This window comes from Paenibacillus sepulcri (assembly GCF_042647105.1).
Classification (GTDB): domain Bacteria; phylum Bacillota; class Bacilli; order Paenibacillales; family Paenibacillaceae; genus Paenibacillus_Z; species Paenibacillus_Z sepulcri.
Window position 1 is genome coordinate 2777471 of record NZ_JBHRUP010000001.1, and the last position, 14954, is coordinate 2792424.

At 50.2% G+C, this 14954-nt stretch carries 17 protein-coding genes; 10 read left to right on the forward strand and 7 right to left on the reverse strand.

From position 1 onward, the window contains the following. Window positions 1-44: 44 nt before the first annotated feature. The 3 genes from ACFOLF_RS12580 (at window position 45) to ACFOLF_RS12590 (ending at window position 3113) form a co-directional block, all read left to right on the forward strand. The gene (locus ACFOLF_RS12580) at window positions 45-1049 is read left to right on the forward strand and encodes a glycosyltransferase family 2 protein (protein ID WP_210045194.1); all 1005 of its coding nucleotides are present in this window, start codon (window positions 45-47) and stop codon (window positions 1047-1049) included. Further along, entirely contained in the window at window positions 1018-1410 is a 393-nt protein-coding gene (locus ACFOLF_RS12585; protein WP_210045195.1) for a GtrA family protein, read from the forward strand. The genes ACFOLF_RS12580 and ACFOLF_RS12585 overlap by 32 nt, the downstream gene beginning before the upstream one ends. Before the next feature lie 92 nt (window positions 1411-1502). Continuing rightward, the gene (locus tag ACFOLF_RS12590) at window positions 1503-3113 is read left to right on the forward strand and encodes a glycosyltransferase family 39 protein (protein WP_379113610.1); all 1611 of its coding nucleotides are present in this window, start codon (window positions 1503-1505) and stop codon (window positions 3111-3113) included. 93 nt (window positions 3114-3206) lie between these two features. Here ACFOLF_RS12590 and ACFOLF_RS12595 read toward each other — a convergent pair whose 3' ends face one another. Further along, window positions 3207-3551: an MmcQ/YjbR family DNA-binding protein gene (locus ACFOLF_RS12595; protein ID WP_210045285.1), complete on the reverse strand. Its 345-nt coding sequence runs from the start codon at window positions 3549-3551 to the stop codon at window positions 3207-3209. A gap of 392 nt (window positions 3552-3943) precedes the next feature. Between ACFOLF_RS12595 and ACFOLF_RS12600 the strand changes: the two genes are divergently transcribed. Next, window positions 3944-4267: a helix-turn-helix domain-containing protein gene (locus ACFOLF_RS12600; RefSeq protein ID WP_210045196.1), complete on the forward strand. Its 324-nt coding sequence runs from the start codon at window positions 3944-3946 to the stop codon at window positions 4265-4267. A 611-nt stretch (window positions 4268-4878) separates the two neighbouring features. Here ACFOLF_RS12600 and ACFOLF_RS12605 read toward each other — a convergent pair. After that, a complete protein-coding gene (locus ACFOLF_RS12605) occupies window positions 4879-5091 on the reverse strand; it encodes a hypothetical protein (RefSeq protein WP_210045197.1) in 213 nt (70 codons plus the stop codon). A gap of 116 nt (window positions 5092-5207) precedes the next feature. Further along, window positions 5208-5378: a hypothetical protein gene (locus ACFOLF_RS12610; protein WP_210045198.1), complete on the reverse strand. Its 171-nt coding sequence runs from the start codon at window positions 5376-5378 to the stop codon at window positions 5208-5210. 249 nt (window positions 5379-5627) lie between these two features. Between ACFOLF_RS12610 and ACFOLF_RS12615 the strand changes: the two genes are divergently transcribed. The 3 genes from ACFOLF_RS12615 to ACFOLF_RS12625 all read left to right on the forward strand — a co-directional run bounded on the left by ACFOLF_RS12615 (window position 5628) and on the right by ACFOLF_RS12625 (window position 7719). Further along, a complete protein-coding gene (locus ACFOLF_RS12615; protein ID WP_210045199.1) occupies window positions 5628-6557 on the forward strand; it encodes a class 1 isoprenoid biosynthesis enzyme in 930 nt (309 codons plus the stop codon). A gap of 69 nt (window positions 6558-6626) precedes the next feature. Further along, window positions 6627-6875 (forward strand): NHLP leader peptide family RiPP precursor, encoded by a 249-nt coding sequence (locus tag ACFOLF_RS12620; protein ID WP_210045200.1) that lies wholly within the window; start codon window positions 6627-6629, stop codon window positions 6873-6875. A 229-nt stretch (window positions 6876-7104) separates the two neighbouring features. Next, window positions 7105-7719, forward strand: a complete 615-nt coding sequence (locus ACFOLF_RS12625) for a PH domain-containing protein (protein WP_210045201.1) — start codon at window positions 7105-7107, stop codon at window positions 7717-7719. Between the two features lie 24 nt (window positions 7720-7743). Here the strand turns inward: ACFOLF_RS12625 and ACFOLF_RS12630 are convergent, their stop codons facing one another. Next, window positions 7744-9654, reverse strand: coding sequence for an ATP-binding protein (locus tag ACFOLF_RS12630; protein WP_210045202.1), 1911 nt, complete (start codon window positions 9652-9654; stop codon window positions 7744-7746). A 182-nt stretch (window positions 9655-9836) separates the two neighbouring features. Here ACFOLF_RS12630 and ACFOLF_RS12635 point away from each other — a divergent pair, with 182 nt between their 5' ends. From ACFOLF_RS12635 to ACFOLF_RS12645, 3 genes are all read left to right on the forward strand, one after another. Beyond that, complete coding sequence (locus ACFOLF_RS12635; protein WP_210045203.1) at window positions 9837-10640, forward strand: M15 family metallopeptidase; 804 nt, start codon at window positions 9837-9839, stop codon at window positions 10638-10640. Window positions 10641-10822: 182 nt separating this feature from the next. Then, window positions 10823-11581 (forward strand): class I SAM-dependent methyltransferase, encoded by a 759-nt coding sequence (locus ACFOLF_RS12640; protein ID WP_210045204.1) that lies wholly within the window; start codon window positions 10823-10825, stop codon window positions 11579-11581. A gap of 98 nt (window positions 11582-11679) precedes the next feature. Then, window positions 11680-11913 carry an NHLP leader peptide family RiPP precursor gene (locus tag ACFOLF_RS12645; RefSeq protein WP_210045205.1) on the forward strand — a complete coding sequence of 78 codons (234 nt, stop codon included), beginning with the start codon at window positions 11680-11682 and terminating at the stop codon, window positions 11911-11913. Between the two features lie 68 nt (window positions 11914-11981). Here ACFOLF_RS12645 and ACFOLF_RS12650 read toward each other — a convergent pair whose 3' ends face one another. The 3 genes from ACFOLF_RS12650 to ACFOLF_RS12660 all read right to left on the reverse strand — a co-directional run bounded on the left by ACFOLF_RS12650 (window position 11982) and on the right by ACFOLF_RS12660 (window position 14893). Continuing rightward, window positions 11982-13907, reverse strand: coding sequence for an ATP-binding protein (locus ACFOLF_RS12650; RefSeq protein WP_210045206.1), 1926 nt, complete (start codon window positions 13905-13907; stop codon window positions 11982-11984). 196 nt (window positions 13908-14103) lie between these two features. Continuing rightward, window positions 14104-14433 (reverse strand): DUF1904 family protein, encoded by a 330-nt coding sequence (locus ACFOLF_RS12655; protein WP_210045207.1) that lies wholly within the window; start codon window positions 14431-14433, stop codon window positions 14104-14106. A 181-nt stretch (window positions 14434-14614) separates the two neighbouring features. Continuing rightward, window positions 14615-14893 carry a hypothetical protein gene (locus tag ACFOLF_RS12660; protein ID WP_379113608.1) on the reverse strand — a complete coding sequence of 93 codons (279 nt, stop codon included), beginning with the start codon at window positions 14891-14893 and terminating at the stop codon, window positions 14615-14617. Window positions 14894-14954: the final 61 nt, after the last annotated feature.

Below are 14954 nucleotides of genomic sequence, written 5' to 3' on the forward strand. Positions count from 1 at the left end.
TACCAGCCGCCTGATTGCAAGGCGAGAGAGGAAGCATAACCGACGTGAAACGATCCCTGCCCGAGTTGTCCGTCATCGTACCCGTCTATAATGAAGCCGCTCATATCGCCCGTTCGCTCCGGATCATCGCCGATACGCTAAAGTCCATTGCCGCAAGTTTTGAACTGATCGTGGTTGATGATGGTTCGAGGGACCGGACCTGGGAGCAGCTGGTCAAACTGTCGGCGGATCTGCCCCAGCTGACGACGATCCGGCTCAGCCGGAATTTTGGCAAGGAGCTGGCGCTCTGTGCAGGAATGGAGCATGCCAGGGGCGCCGCGGTCATTGTGATGGACGGCGACCTGCAGCATCCTCCTGAGCTCATCCCCCAGATGGTGCGCTTGTGGCGCGAGGAGGGCTTTGAAGTCATCGAATGCGTCAAGGAAAACCGGGGCGAAGAAGCAGCAGGCAAAAAACTCGGCGCGCAGGTCTTCTATGGCTTGCTGAGCTACCTATCCGGTTATAAGCTGCAGGGCGCCTCCGATTTCAAGCTGCTGGACGCCAAAGTGGTGGAGTCCTGGCGTGAGATGCCCGAGCGGGTAACCTTCTTCCGCGGCATGACCGCCTGGCTGGGCTACAAACGGACAACAATCTCCTTCTCGGTGCCCGCAAGGGAAGAAGGTGCAAGCCGCTGGAATCTATTCAACCTGATCAAGCTCGCCGTTCAGGCGATTGTATCCTTCTCCACGATTCCGCTTCGTCTCGTCAGCATTATCGGGGCGTTGTTTCTGGTCGGGTCCATCGCGCTTGGAATCAACACCCTTGTCCAGAAGCTGCAGGGCACAGCCGTCACAGGCTTTACGACCGTTATTCTGCTGCTGCTGCTGATCGGCAGCTTTCTGATGATCTCCCTAGGCATTATCGGAGAATATATTGCCGCTATCTATCATGAGGTGAAGGGCCGTCCCCGCTACCTCATCGCTGATAAACACGAGAACGCTCTAGCCTATACGCGGGACGAAACGGGGGACTCAGGCGATGCGTTCGCTGCTGCAGCACTCGATCGTTAAATACGCCGTTGTGGGCCTGCTGGGAACAGCGCTTCATTTCACTCTGCTTGCAGCTCTGGTGGAATGGGCCGGCTTCCATCCCGTTGCGGGATCGGTACTGGGCTTCACAGTCGTGCTGGCTGTCTCCTTTGTGCTGAACAAGCAGTGGACCTTCCAGGAAACGGAGAACGGCAAACAAGCCGGTTACCGGCAGTTCATGCGTTACAGCATCGTTTCCGGCTCCGGCCTGTGTCTGAATACGCTTATTATGTATGCCGCCGTAGAGTGGCTTCACCTGCCCTATTTGCTTGGTCAGGTATTGGTTACGGTTGTCGTACCCGTACAAAATTATCTGTTCAACCGGAACTGGACCTTCCGTTAGTTCCGAATCTGCCTGCAGGAGGCAGCAGACCGGACGAGAAAACAAGATTGAGATTACCCCTGACAACCTGACCCGAAGGGAGGCTGCCGCCTGTGATCCGCTCCAAGCGTGCGCTGCCGCTGCTGCTGTTCGTTCTTATTTTCGGCGCTGAATTTGCGCTTGGCTATTATATAACCGCCATAATAGGCTATATGCATTCCGATGCGATCAGCCGGGTAGCCAATGCATTTTATGTGCTCTACAGCCGCGATCCCCATTTGGGTGCGATCGGATTCGTATGGAATCCGCTGCCCAGCCTGCTGGAGGTCGGCATGCTGACTCTTTATCCTTTATTTCCAGCGCTCGCCACCGTCGGTATCGCTGCTGTGATTCAGTCCTCGGTATTCGCGGGCCTTACGGCGACGCTGCTCTACAACGCCGGTCGGCGCTTCGGGCTGTCCGCTCTCATGAGCATGATGTTCGCGCTGCTGTACAGCCTGAACCCCTTTATCTTTTTGTTCGGCGCCAACGGTCTCAGCGATGCTCCTTATGTCTATTTCCTCATGATGACCGTGATCCAGTTCTCCCTATGGCTCAAGAACCGTCAGACCAGCGCCTTGATCGTTGCCGGCTTCGCGCTTTCTCTGGCCTTCTGGACCCGTTATGAAGCCGTTCCCTTCGGGGTCTCGCTTGCACTTGGAGTGGTTATTGCTGTCTTGTGGATGCGGATATCCGCAGTGGAGAAACGCGGGACGCTGAAAGAAAAGCTTTATAAGGTCGAGGCGACCTGGATTCTGCTGCTGCTCCCCGCCCTGTTCTCAGGACTGCTGTGGATCTTCTTCAACTATATTATTATGGGGAACCCGCTTTATTTTCTAAATTCGGAGTATTCCAACGTGGCGCAATCCGGAGCGCTTCAGAATGATGCCGCCTTCCAGGAAATCTTCCACAGCCCTCTTCTTGCTCTGGGGTTTGTGCTGAAGAAGACCCTCTGGTTCGCCATTCCCCTGCTGTCGATCATGCTGCTGCGGCTGTTCAGCGGCCGGCTGTTTCGCTGGGATATGCTTATTCTGCTGCTGCTGTTCGCAGCTGTCCCGGCTTTGCAATACCTGCTGCTGCTGCGGGAATCATCATTTGGCTGGTTTCGTTACTTCATGTATGTGTTTCCCGTCACCGTCGCCTGGATTCCTTATGAGCTCCAGCACTTTGGCAAGGGCGCAAGGCAGCGACTGGCGTTCACAGTCCTGACCGCCGCTATGCTCGGCACGGCAGTGCTGCTTTCCTATGCCATGACCGATCCCGAGATTGCACCGGACGAGAACACCTTCCTCCATATCAAAACCGGCAACGAGCATTATGCCGCTCAGACCTTTGAACGTCAGATCGCCGATTATATGGATGAGCATTATCCGGATGCGACGGTTCTGGCGGACTCCTACTCCGCTTACAATATCATCGTGAGCAGCCGGTATCCGCGCAAATATTTGATCACCAGCGATTACTTGTTCAAGCAGGCCGTGAAAGACCCGCCGGGCAATGATATCGACTATATTCTTATTCCCCGGCCGAAGGAGAATATCCCCACCAGCGCCGTGAATGCGGAATTTCCGACCTTGTATGACGGAGGCATTGATTGGGCCACGCTTGTGCATGACTTTGACGGACAATGGCGCTTGTTTAAAGTGAAAAAATGGATGGGGCCGGACTCGGCTGAGGAAGAATAAATAAACGGATAGTCCCCCTCTGACAGCAAAAGTGGAAGCAGGACCAACCTGCTTCCACTTTCTGCCCGATCCGCTATTCCCTAACCAAAAAGTTCATTTCCCTCCTGAACCCATCTGCTCCCGCGCCGCTTTGGGCAGGCCCTTGTAAACCAGCTCGTAAGAATGATCGATCATGGACTTGATCTCTTCACCGGTGAGCGATCCATCCACGCGGATCGAATTCCAATGCTTCTTATTCAAATGATATCCCGGCGTCACCGCCTCATGCTGTTCACGCAGATTCTCCGCTATGACCGGATCGCATTTGAGCGAAATCGCTTGTCCCGAGAGAAACGCGAAAATTTTGCCTCCCACCTTGACCACCATGGTCCCTGGACCGAACGGGTACTCCTTGACCGCACCCGGTTTGTCCAAACAATAATCCGTCAGCATTTCCATCGTCGGAGCGCGCCCTCCCTGCTTGTCGAATTCTTCCCGCCAGATCAGCTCGGATTGTGATTCTTCAATCCAATATATCATAAGCTTTTCTCGTTTTCGCTGATTTTGATGCATAATATACAGCATAATCGACAATACAATGGCAGCGACAAGCGCCGTTAATGGATGAACGCCTCCCGTCCAATACATAAATTGCTTTCCTCCCCTGAATAATCCCAAGCCTATATTCATATTACATGAACTATTTCCTTATTTTAGCGGTTATTTCAATCATTTTCAAGACATAATAACATGTATCGTGAACAAACCTCTTCCTTCGCCAATAAATGGGGTTATCCGTGTACAATTAAAGATAATGATGACGACCATTTCAATTAAAAGAGTTGATAACAATGATCGGCAAGCGTTTACGCGAGCTGCGCAAGGGCCAGTCCATGACGCAGGAACAGCTCGCTTCCTTTTTGAAGACCGCCAAATCGACCATTTCCCAATATGAAAATAATATTAATGAACCTGATCTCGGGACGCTTATCCGGATCGCGGATTTTTTTGCGGTGACTCTCGATGATTTGGTTGGCCGGGAGATGACTTACCCCATGGCCAAGGACCGCGGCTCCGGCAGCGTGTTTAAAGAATCACTGACCGAGGACGAATCCAATTATTTGCTGGACAGCTTGACGATTTACCGCAAATGGATAGCCGGGGGAAAAGAATAGCGCTTGCTGTCCAATTCCGGCGCTGTGCGAACTCAGCCGGGACTTAAGCCATTCAATGAAGAGGGACTGACGCGATGTCCGCAAACGTCAGCCCCTCTTTTTAAACTTATAGAATTTATAGCCTTTCACATCGATAAATTTCTATAAGTTCTGAGGGATGGTTATAGCGGGTTATTTCTGTGGTTCTTAAAGCTCAAGTCCGACACATACACTGACTGCCGGCTGATGCCAGAACCCCATGTGCGGGCAAGACGAGACTCTGACTCCGGTACAGGCAGGCGGGTTGTAAACGCTGCCAATCGCTCGAAAACTTTACGCCATTTCCCTCCTTCATCTGTGATACTGCTTCTGCTGCCGCCAATTTCAACTCCTCTATCAAAAGATGATGATGCTCTTAGTATATACGATGTTGATTTTATCAACCATATGAAGTTTTTCAGCACCCATGAATCCATAACGATCATGAAGAGGAAGCGGCTTCGCCATCCTTTGTCGGCAGAGTTCGTTCCTTCCCTCAAACCTTATAGAAATTTATAGGCATGCAGCTTGCAAAGGCTATAAGGTCAAAAAGAAACCGGGGCATCCATTGCCCCGGTTTCTTCCGGTGTTTCTTATACACCCATTTTCTTGCGCTGGTTGTTCACTTTTTTTGTATTTTGGCTTCTCATTACTTGTTGGTCTCCGCCTGGGCCAAACTTCTGTTTGCCGCCGTTTGCCTGTTCAAGCTTCTTCTGGGCCAGCTTCTGCTTCACGGCATCAGCCAGCGATACTTTCTTGGGCTCCTGCTTCTCTTCAGCATTCGGTGTTGTTTGTTCCTCTGACACGATATCACCTCATCTGTTGTGTACTGGTTATATTGTAGCTCTTTTTCGGCTTTCTTTCCAGTTTATTAATGGATTTGGGCATAGCATGTCTACAAGTTTCTCCACGGAGCCGCGAATTATTCTCTCAATGCATCCTTCAGTTTCGAGGACATGGCATCCTGCTGCCTCAGTCGAAGCAGGCCCCGCAGTTTGGCGACTTCACGCTCGAGCCGCTGCTTGTCCTCCGTTAATGCCGCAATTTCCCGCTGCGCTTGCTCCAGGCGCTCCGTTAACAAAGTCTCATCCATCCGGTCCCCTCCTATCTCATTCGCCATACCGTCAGTTGTCCTCTATTGTAGCCCGAAATAAACCCGGAGAACAACTCCTGCTCCCGGGTATAATTTGATTTCACAATGGTGATATACCTGCCGGCAAGCCCCTCCAGCCTTCCATGATTTTTAAATAAAGGATATTGTTAGGTATTATGGACTAGGTTATACTCAGTTAAGAGGGACCAGAAAGTACAAAAAATCATTCATAGGGTTGTGGTCGCAAAGATGAACTGGAAAACGTCGTTTAATGGGGAACTTGCCGTTGTATTCGGGAATGCCGAAGCAGTTGTCTCCGCTTTCCCGGAGCCGCTGGCGGCACGAGGGCTGGATTATTTGGGTCAATACAACCCCCTGGTGCCGGAAAGCACCAAAAATTATATTTGCTATCTGCTGCCTTTCTGGCTGCAGGAAGCAACCGGCGCGGACACGGAAATATGCCGCAAACTCTCTTTGGCCAATGTGTATATTATGCTCTATTTCTTTGTCCAGGATGATTTGATGGACACCTCTCCAGCCGACTGGAAGGAACAGCTCGCGCTTGGCAATCTGCTGTATGTAGCCTTCCTCGACATTTATCGCGAAACATTTCCGCCCGCTTCACCGTTCTGGCACTATTTTCGCAGTTATATTGAGGATTGGGCGGTTGCTGTGGCCACCGAGGGACAAGCTCCCTATTCCGACCGGGCATTGGCAATGAAGGCGAGCCCCGTCAAGCTGGCCAGTACCGGAGCACTGCTTCTGACAGGCCGTGAGTCGCTTATCCCCGCCGTGTCGGATACAGTTGACAAGGTGCTTACAACGCTCCAGATGGTAGATGACTGGGCCGACTGGGAGAACGATCTTGCCGAAGGCAGCGGCAACAGCCTGCTATCCTTTATCCGCAGGGAGCAGCAGCTGGCAGCCGATTCCCCGGTCGCCCCGCTTGAGGTGAAACAGGCGATCAGCCTGAACGGCGCTCTAGGCCGCTTTGCCCAGATGGCATCAGAGCGTCATACGGACCTTCAGCAGGGTCCTTTTCAAGCGCCTTTTCTGCTTGCCTTCCATGAATCGCTTGTGGAGCAGCTGATACGGGCTGACAACGGCTTCTCGGCGCGCAAGCGCTCATTGGCAAGAGGGGGTTTTGTCGACTGGCTCTCTAAACCTATTAAACAGTAGTAGTATTTTCCTATCTCTAATGGTAATATAAGGATTGTAATCAACTATTTTAAAAAAAAGGGTGATTCTATGACTACGATGGTCGAAAAAGGAGTTCTACAGGAACAAATTATCGAAAGAGCTTGGAACGATGCAGAATTTAAACGGAAGCTGCTCGCTGATCCGCGTACAGCGATTCAGGAAGCTTTCAATCTGGATGTTCCGGCTGCCATTCAGTTAACGACATTGGAAGAAACCCAAAGCCATTTTTATCTTATCATCCCACCGAATCCGGCTGACAGCATCAAACAGCAGCCTCTTACCGAAGAAATTTGGTAGGACAGGCCTTTAACTTCTGATTTGCTTTACCTAACAGTTTCTCAAAAGCCCGCGTACCGGATGGAATCCGGCATGCGGGCTTTTTGTACAGGGTGACAGGGCGATGTGAAAGCGGGATTTCCCAACCGCATCGCTGCTTCGGAAGAGAATTTTCTGCCCCTCATTCTTCCAATTTCCTGTATAATACTGAAGGGTAATACACGATCATCACGGGGAGAGGGATGAGGTTATGTTTAAACGAGTTGCGGCCGATCTGCTGGGAATCAGCGACATTGGAGCTGTCATCAAGCCAGAGGATTACGACAAAGTGGATTCCGACGATTATGTGCTGCATGAGGAAAACGAGAAAATATACTTTTTGATCAAATCGAAGACAGATGAATATTGTTTTACCAATCTTGCGCTGATCCATCTGGACGGAACGAGCGCCATCAGCAAGAAGCGCACGCTTCGCCGCTACCCGTACAGCATTCATAAATTTACTCATGTGCTGCTGGAGACTGCCGGTACGGTGGATCTCGATGTGGAGATCAAATTCACGCTTGGCTCACAACACTTCTCCATCGATGTGAACAAGAAGCATATTGAAGAGCTGAAGGACCTGTACAAAGCACTGATCAAAATCGAGGAAGTCACCTACGAGAATGACATCATTGCGGGTTACGCGAACAGAAGTCTGGATATGACTTCAGGCACGCTGAGCCGGATCGCCAATGTGCAGGGCAATCTCGTGGAGCAGTTCAAGGAAATCAACCAGGCTGCCTTCATGTGGCTTGTTGAGACCCATAAGGACTACAAGGAAAAGGATTTCGGCTACGTATTTGAGAAATTCATTAACCAGTAACAGCAAAAGCGCCATATCCTGCTTTTAGGACATGGCGCTTTCCATTTTTTCGGAGGCCGCTGGAAACCGGATGATCGCTTCGGTCCCCACGCCCTTTTCGCTTTTGAATTCCAGTTTGCCCTCCATCAGCTCAATGATCCGGAAGGTGACCATCAGACCAAGCCCGGTACCCTTCGACTTGTTGGAGAAATACGGCTCTCCAAGCCGTTTGAGCATATTCTCCTCCATCCCTTCCCCGTTATCGCGGATATGGATGATGATTTCCCCTTTTTTCTCATAAGCCCAAAGATGAATCCGTCCATTGCCGCGCAGGGATTCAATGCTGTTCTTGATCAGATTGATGACCGCCTGCTTCAATTTCGATGAATTCCCGCAGACATACAAGTTGGCGGGGACATTGATCTCGATTTTGCCGCCCTGCAGATTGGCCAGAGGCACCAGTATTCCTTCTACATGCGAGAGCTCTTCCGCCAAATTAAGCACTTTAATTTGCTCCAGCTGCGGCTTGGCAAAGGTCAAATAATTCGTAATGATCGTTGCGGCACGATCCAGCTCTTCAATCGCCAGCTTCAAATAGCTCCGTTCCTTCTCGTTCTGGTTGGAGCTGCTCAGCAGCTGCAGGAAGCCGCGCGTTACCTGCAGCGGATTGCGGACCTCATGGGCCACGGACGCGGCCAGCTGGCTGATGACCTCCATTTTCTCCGAACGCTGAAGCTGATAGTTGTACATCTCCAGCTCTTTGGAATATCTGACGATCTGTTCATGATTCTGCGTGAATCTTTTCCCCAGAAGGACAATGAGCGAGAAGATGAAAGCGACAACTCCCCATTTCCATAAATATAAGGTGTACTGGCTGTCCCTGGTGTAATAGAATATAAGATCGGAGACTGCCAAAGCCGCAAACAGCGAAAATCCTGTCGATATGATGATCGCATCTTTGTTCCCTTTCACCACATACACGATGGTCATTCCGACGATGAGAATGAACTGGATGATGAGCGATATGCCCAGCAGGGTCCCGGTAAAGATATGATAGAACGGGTAGAAGACGTTGGGGTAGAGATCGTACAAAGCGATAGAGAACAGGCTTACGAGCGAATAAACGACCTGGGCACTTCGGAATTTGCGGATAATCCCGTACGGCCCGCTGCCAAACATGCACTCAAAATAGTAGGTCAATGCCGGCATAAAGATAATCATCGCGACATCGAAAAGAAAGATATATGCAGTGCCGTAGGTGCCGTAATAGGTATACATGAACGGTGAATAAATGATGATGAACAATCCTATGGAAATGATCACGGTACTGAGGGAATACCATGCAGGCAGCAGCTGCCTGCTTAGAAAAAAGGAACAGGTCAGCATGACAATGGACACAAACAGGAATGAGCTGCCCAATACAACATCCAGAATATCCACCTTAAAAAAACGGCTGGTCAGCTGCTGATAGTCTCCAATGACAACCTCCTCGGAGATTCCCAGAGATTTCATCGTCGTCTCCGTATGGATAAGCAGGCTCCTCCGCGTGTCCTCCGCACTCAGTGGAAGCAGCAGCCGGTAATCATCGTATCTGTAGGAGCGTTTGTTGTCGTAGATCAGCTTGGAGTCCAGATAGACCTGCACATTCTGGCCGAACATCTTCTTAATATAAATTCCGGAACGATCAGCGATTTCCGGCAAATCGATCTTGATCCAGGCTCCTGTAGCCTCATCGGGCTTGACCGTTACAGGATCATCCGCCTGAATGGGCAGCCAGCCATCTTCTTCGAGCACAGTCTCCGGTGAATAATGGCTTGCATCACTCTCCCATTTCATTTCCCATACCTGGATAGTGATTCGATCTGCTTTCGCTTCACCGTACGCTTTTGGAGGTATAAGTGAAAGCAAAGATAAGAGGACAATAACAATCACCATCGCTTTAGGCATGGCCTTCATGGGGGAAGCACCTCATGTCTCCGAGTCGTTGTTTGCTTGTATTCGACAGCATTTCCATAATAGCCTGCTTGATAGACTTCCATTCTTGCGTTTTGTTTACAAGTCGGAAACAGTCTGCACATTGTCTCGATATATTAACCGTCTACTATGGATATCAGCTGAACATTGTAGGAGGAAATGAAATGAAAACGAATAAAAGGGTATTATCCTTTATATTACTTGGTACACTGGGTGGCGCGCTAGTGTTTTCCGCTCTTGGCCAGTCTAAAAGTTATGCAAGCTCAGATGCTGCATCTGCCAAAACGGCTTCCACAGCAAGCGGTTACGGAGGTTACCCGACCTTCAACAGCTATATGCATGCCAACGCGCCCAGTCTGACGATCAAGAAGAATGCCTCCGGACAAAGCGTCATCACCAACTCAAGCAGCATCGTGGAACTGGTAAACAAGTACCGGAACCTGCCATCCTCCTATGTGCCTGATGATCTGGTCGTACCCAAGGTTGCATTCTCCTTCTCCGGGAACAACCCCAAGAAACAATTGCGCAAGGTCGCAGCCACCGCGCTTGAGAAGCTGTTCGCAGGCGCCAAGAAGGATGGCATCACATTAAAGGCCGTTTCCGGCTACAGATCGTATGGAACTCAAAAAGCGATCTTCGACCGAAATGCGGATCTCAAAGGCGAGAAGGAAGCCAATAAAACAAGCGCCCATCCCGGCCAGAGCGAGCACCAGACCGGTCTTGCCATGGATGTATCCAGCGCCAGCGTCGGCTACGGCCTGGAAGAAAGCTTCGGCACCACCAAGGAAGGCAAGTGGCTTAAGGCTCACGCTGCTGAATACGGCTTTATCATCCGTTATCAGAAGGACAAGGAAAAGCTTACCGGCTACTCCTATGAGCCTTGGCATATCCGCTATGTGGGTGTTTTTATCGCTTCAGAAATCACCAAAGCCGATGTGACGCTCGAAGAATACTTGAAGCGTTTCTAATTTGCGACAAAACACATAGGACTGCGCCTGCCAGCGGAATAGGAACCGCCGGGCGCAGTTTTATTGCGTCCTGCTTGTTTCTGCCGTCCGGCTGCAAGGAAACGGCCTTCAAAATCAGGTTTATCCTGCCGATAAAGGAAGAAACAGACTATTGAGCAATAATACGGCAGGAGCATGATAGAATGGCAAGGATAGAATGGTTTGATCAAATGCTGACGGCTACGACCGATCTTTTTTTCAATCTGGAAATGGAACTTCTGCTGCATCAGTACGGCGGATCCGAAACGCTCAGGCTGCTTGATGTAGGCTGCGGCAATGGGGAATATTTGTCCCGTCTGAGCCGGCATTATCCGGGCTGGCAATGCACCGGCCTGGAATTGGACGAAGGCATCTACCAATATGCCGTGCTTAAAGAGACACCGAATCTGTCGTTCGTCCACAGCTCTTATGAAAACTATGAAAGCGATCACCGCTACGATCTGGTGCTCGTGAGACTGGTAGCCGCCCATCTGCAGGATCAGGGCCATTTCATGCGGTGGCTGCGGGATCGGACGCATCCGCATTCCACGATCATCATCATCGACATCGAGGATGCCGAAGAAACCCGCTGGTCGGAAAGTCTGCCGCTGTTCAGCTCTCTTTACAGTCAGATGCGCCGGCCGCTCCGCCGTACGAGACTGCTGCGGCTGAAGGACTCACTTGCGCTGGAGGCCAGGTTTCATGGATTCGCCAGCCAGCAGCTCTTCCGCTACCGTGCGGCTGCAGATGCTTTGGATACCAAGCGTTTGATGTACCGTTATATGCAGCTCGTGACCGGATACCATTATGGCCATCCCTTGCCCGCTGATCGTGAAGATGAGCTTGTACAATGGTTTATGAGCCCGGACCAAACGTTCGAGGTGCATATGTTCGCCATCCTACTAAAGACTGTTGATATATAAGGTAAATAGTCAAATATGTTCATAATTTAGTAGAATATGTCGAACAAGTATGGTACAATTTTCCTGAGTCTTTTATACCAATGAAAAGGATGATGAACATGTCGGCTGAACAAGAATTGTTGAACCAAATTATTGAGAAAGCCTGGAAGGATCCGGCTTTCAAGGAAAAATTGCTTGCAGATCCGAAAGCAGCCATTCTGGAATCCTTCAACATTGACGTACCTGACGATATCCAAGTCAGTGTCGTGGAAGAAACACCGAAATCATTCTATCTGGTCATCCCTCCCGCTCCTGTAGAAGGCGAAGAGGACGATGCCGCCTCGATGTGGTAAAGAGTAAAGAGACTGCTCTATAACGGATAAGAACCCCTGCGTCATAGCATTCACTATGACGCTTTTTTTTATTTGGCGGATGCGCTTGGCAGCTTGATAATTGCTTCTGTCCCCAGCCCTTTCTTGCTGTTGAAGTGCAGCTCCCCGCCCATATGGTCGATCAGCTGGAAGGTTACCATCATCCCGAGCCCGGTTCCTTTGGACTTGTTCGTCAGGTAGGGCTCGCCGATTCTCGCCAGCATCATCTCATCCATGCCTTCTCCGTTATCCTCCAGATGAATGAAGACCGTACCTTTTTTCTCATATGCCCAAAGCTTGATAAGCCCGTCCTCACCCGTAGCTTCAATGCTGTTCTTGATCAGATTCACAAAGATCTGCATGAGTTTTCCCGCGTTTCCCGTTACATACAGCTCCGGTCCCACCTGGATCTCCAGCCGTCCCCCCTGCAAGTCGGCCAGCGGAAACAGCATTCCCTCCACATGCTTCAATTGCTCGGATAAATTAAGGATTTCAACCGTATCCAGCTGAGGCTTGGCAAAGGAGAGATAATTGGTAATGATGACGGATGCGCGATCCAGCTCCTCAATGGCCAAGTTCATATAGCCCTGCTCCCTGATATTGTCCGAACGCTCCTGCAGCAGCTGCAGAAAACCGCGGGAAACCTGAAGCGGATTGCGCACCTCATGGGCGACCGATGCCGCGAGCTGGCTGATGACCTCTGTCTTTTCCGAGAGCTGCAGCTTCTGGCTGTAGATCTCCAGTTCTTTGGAATACTGCACGGTTTTATTGTGGGTATGGGCCATTTTACGGCCAAGCAGAATAATCAGGGAGCATACAAAAGCGACAACGCCAAACCTCCAGAACTTGAAATCGTAAAATTCGGTAATCAGATAGAACCACAGCAGCTCGCCGATGCCGACTACCGCAAATATTCCAATTCCAACGGAAAGGATCAGTGCTTCCTTACTGCCTTTCACAGCATAAATGATGGTCGAGATCACAATGGCCAGGAAATGAACAACCATAATCAGACCCAGCACCTGGACCGAAAAGAAGAAATAAATTGAATGAAACCGCAAATCGGTCGCAAGATCAATAGCCAGACAAATCATCACAAACAGGGAGTAAGCCATTTGAAATTTTCGCAGCTTGCTGAATATGCTGTAGTAGCCCGGGCCGAACATATTTTCAAAAAAACTGATCAAGGAAGGCAGAAACAGCAGCAGGGCGACATCAAACGAGCTTACGAACAACATGCCGTATTGTCCGTAGAAGGTGTACAGAAACGGCTCATAGCAAATCATCAGAATACCGATAGACAGAATCATAATACTCAAGGAAAGCCAGTTTTTGCGCTGCTGCCGGCTCAAAAAGATAGCTGTTACCATCATGATCAGCGAGACGAAGATAAATGCGCAGCCGAGAAATAAATCGAATAAATTTTCCCGTACATAGCTTTCTTCGAGTTTCTGATAATCGCCAACAATAATTTTCGATGCAGCGCCTACCCGTTCGGAATCCGATTCCGCCCGGATTTGAATGAATTTGTCTGAGCTCTGAGGGCTCAGGGGCAGCAGGATTCGATTGACGTCATATACAAAATCATAATCCGTTGTATAGATGAGATGGCCGCTCTCGTAGATCCGGATCCGATTGGCATAAAATTTATCTATGTATAAGCCGTCGTGCTTTCCCAGCGCAGGCAGCTTGATGTTCATCATAATACTGCTATCATCCCTGGAGTGGACCGACAGGTTATTGTCAGCCAGATGGACCTGTCTCCATTCTCCCTCCGTATTCGCGTCTGCGGCCTTGATTGTATTAGACGGATCGCTTGATGCGAAGCCGCGCCCCCATTTTTGATCCCATGACGTAATAATGGTGAACGGCTGCTTCTTCATCTCCTTCCCAGCCACTGCAACAATAGAAATCAGCGGAATCAGGAAAGTGACAAGAACCAAGGCAATAAGCACCCGTTTCAATATAGGTTTCATCCTGCACCTCGCTTAGTTACTATGTACCTATTGATTCGACAATTTTCGATATTGTCCCCCCTGAATATCCAATTATTTTTTCAGAAATGATTCCGCTTTGCTGAGGTCGAAAAAAAGACCCGTAAGACGCGATGTATTCGCACCGTACGGCCCATTTTTCTTTAGGGCTCACCCTTTTCGTTCAAAAACAGGCAGGTTACACACAAGGCAGTCCATTGATATAGTACTCATTCTCCCGATATACCCGAAAGGCGATTTCCAGCTCCGGGATACCAAGAGATTGAACATGGCGGGTCACGGCCCTGGCCAGCTGATCCCGCACTTGCGTACCCCGATCGAACCAGGCCACCTCAATGAACGGATAAGTGGGCACAAGCTCCCCGCTCCACACCGAGGTGATCTGCAGGCAATCAATCGTGAAATTATTGGTATCGCACTGGCAAATAGCAGCCAGTTCCTCGACCAAACGCCCGCTGACAAGCGCCATGGACTGCGGCTCTATTCCTCTTACGGATAACTGGGGCAAAAGATTCCTTCCTTTCCTGGGCTTTTTCTCTAGTTTACTAGAAGCACGTCCAAATTAATACAGCGCCGTGAGCTCATCGTCCTGCTTTTTAGCAGGGGAAGAGCGCACGGCGCTGGGGCAGACAGGAAGGCTATAATGGATAAGCATCGCAATACCTGCCGGGTGTGAAGCTCACCCGGGCTTATTTGGCTGCTGCCATTATCTTTTCTTTCATTTCATTACGCTCACCGCTTGTGAGACGCGGGCAGGTATAACACATCTGGCCATCTTCCTGACAGTAGTACATGCAGCACGAAGAACGCATCATTATCTGTTCTCCGGGCTTGTAAGGACTTTCGATATACCGGGGGATATGATAAAACGGATTGCGCCGGAGGTTGAATACCTCAGCGCCCAGCAGCTCGGTCTGAAGCTTGTAATCATGGTTGAAGCGGGCAAGCACCTCCGGGCGCGTCTCCATCTTCTTTCGCCAGTGAAAAGTCCATTGCATGCTCCAATGAGAAGAGCCTCCTCCTGCGTGT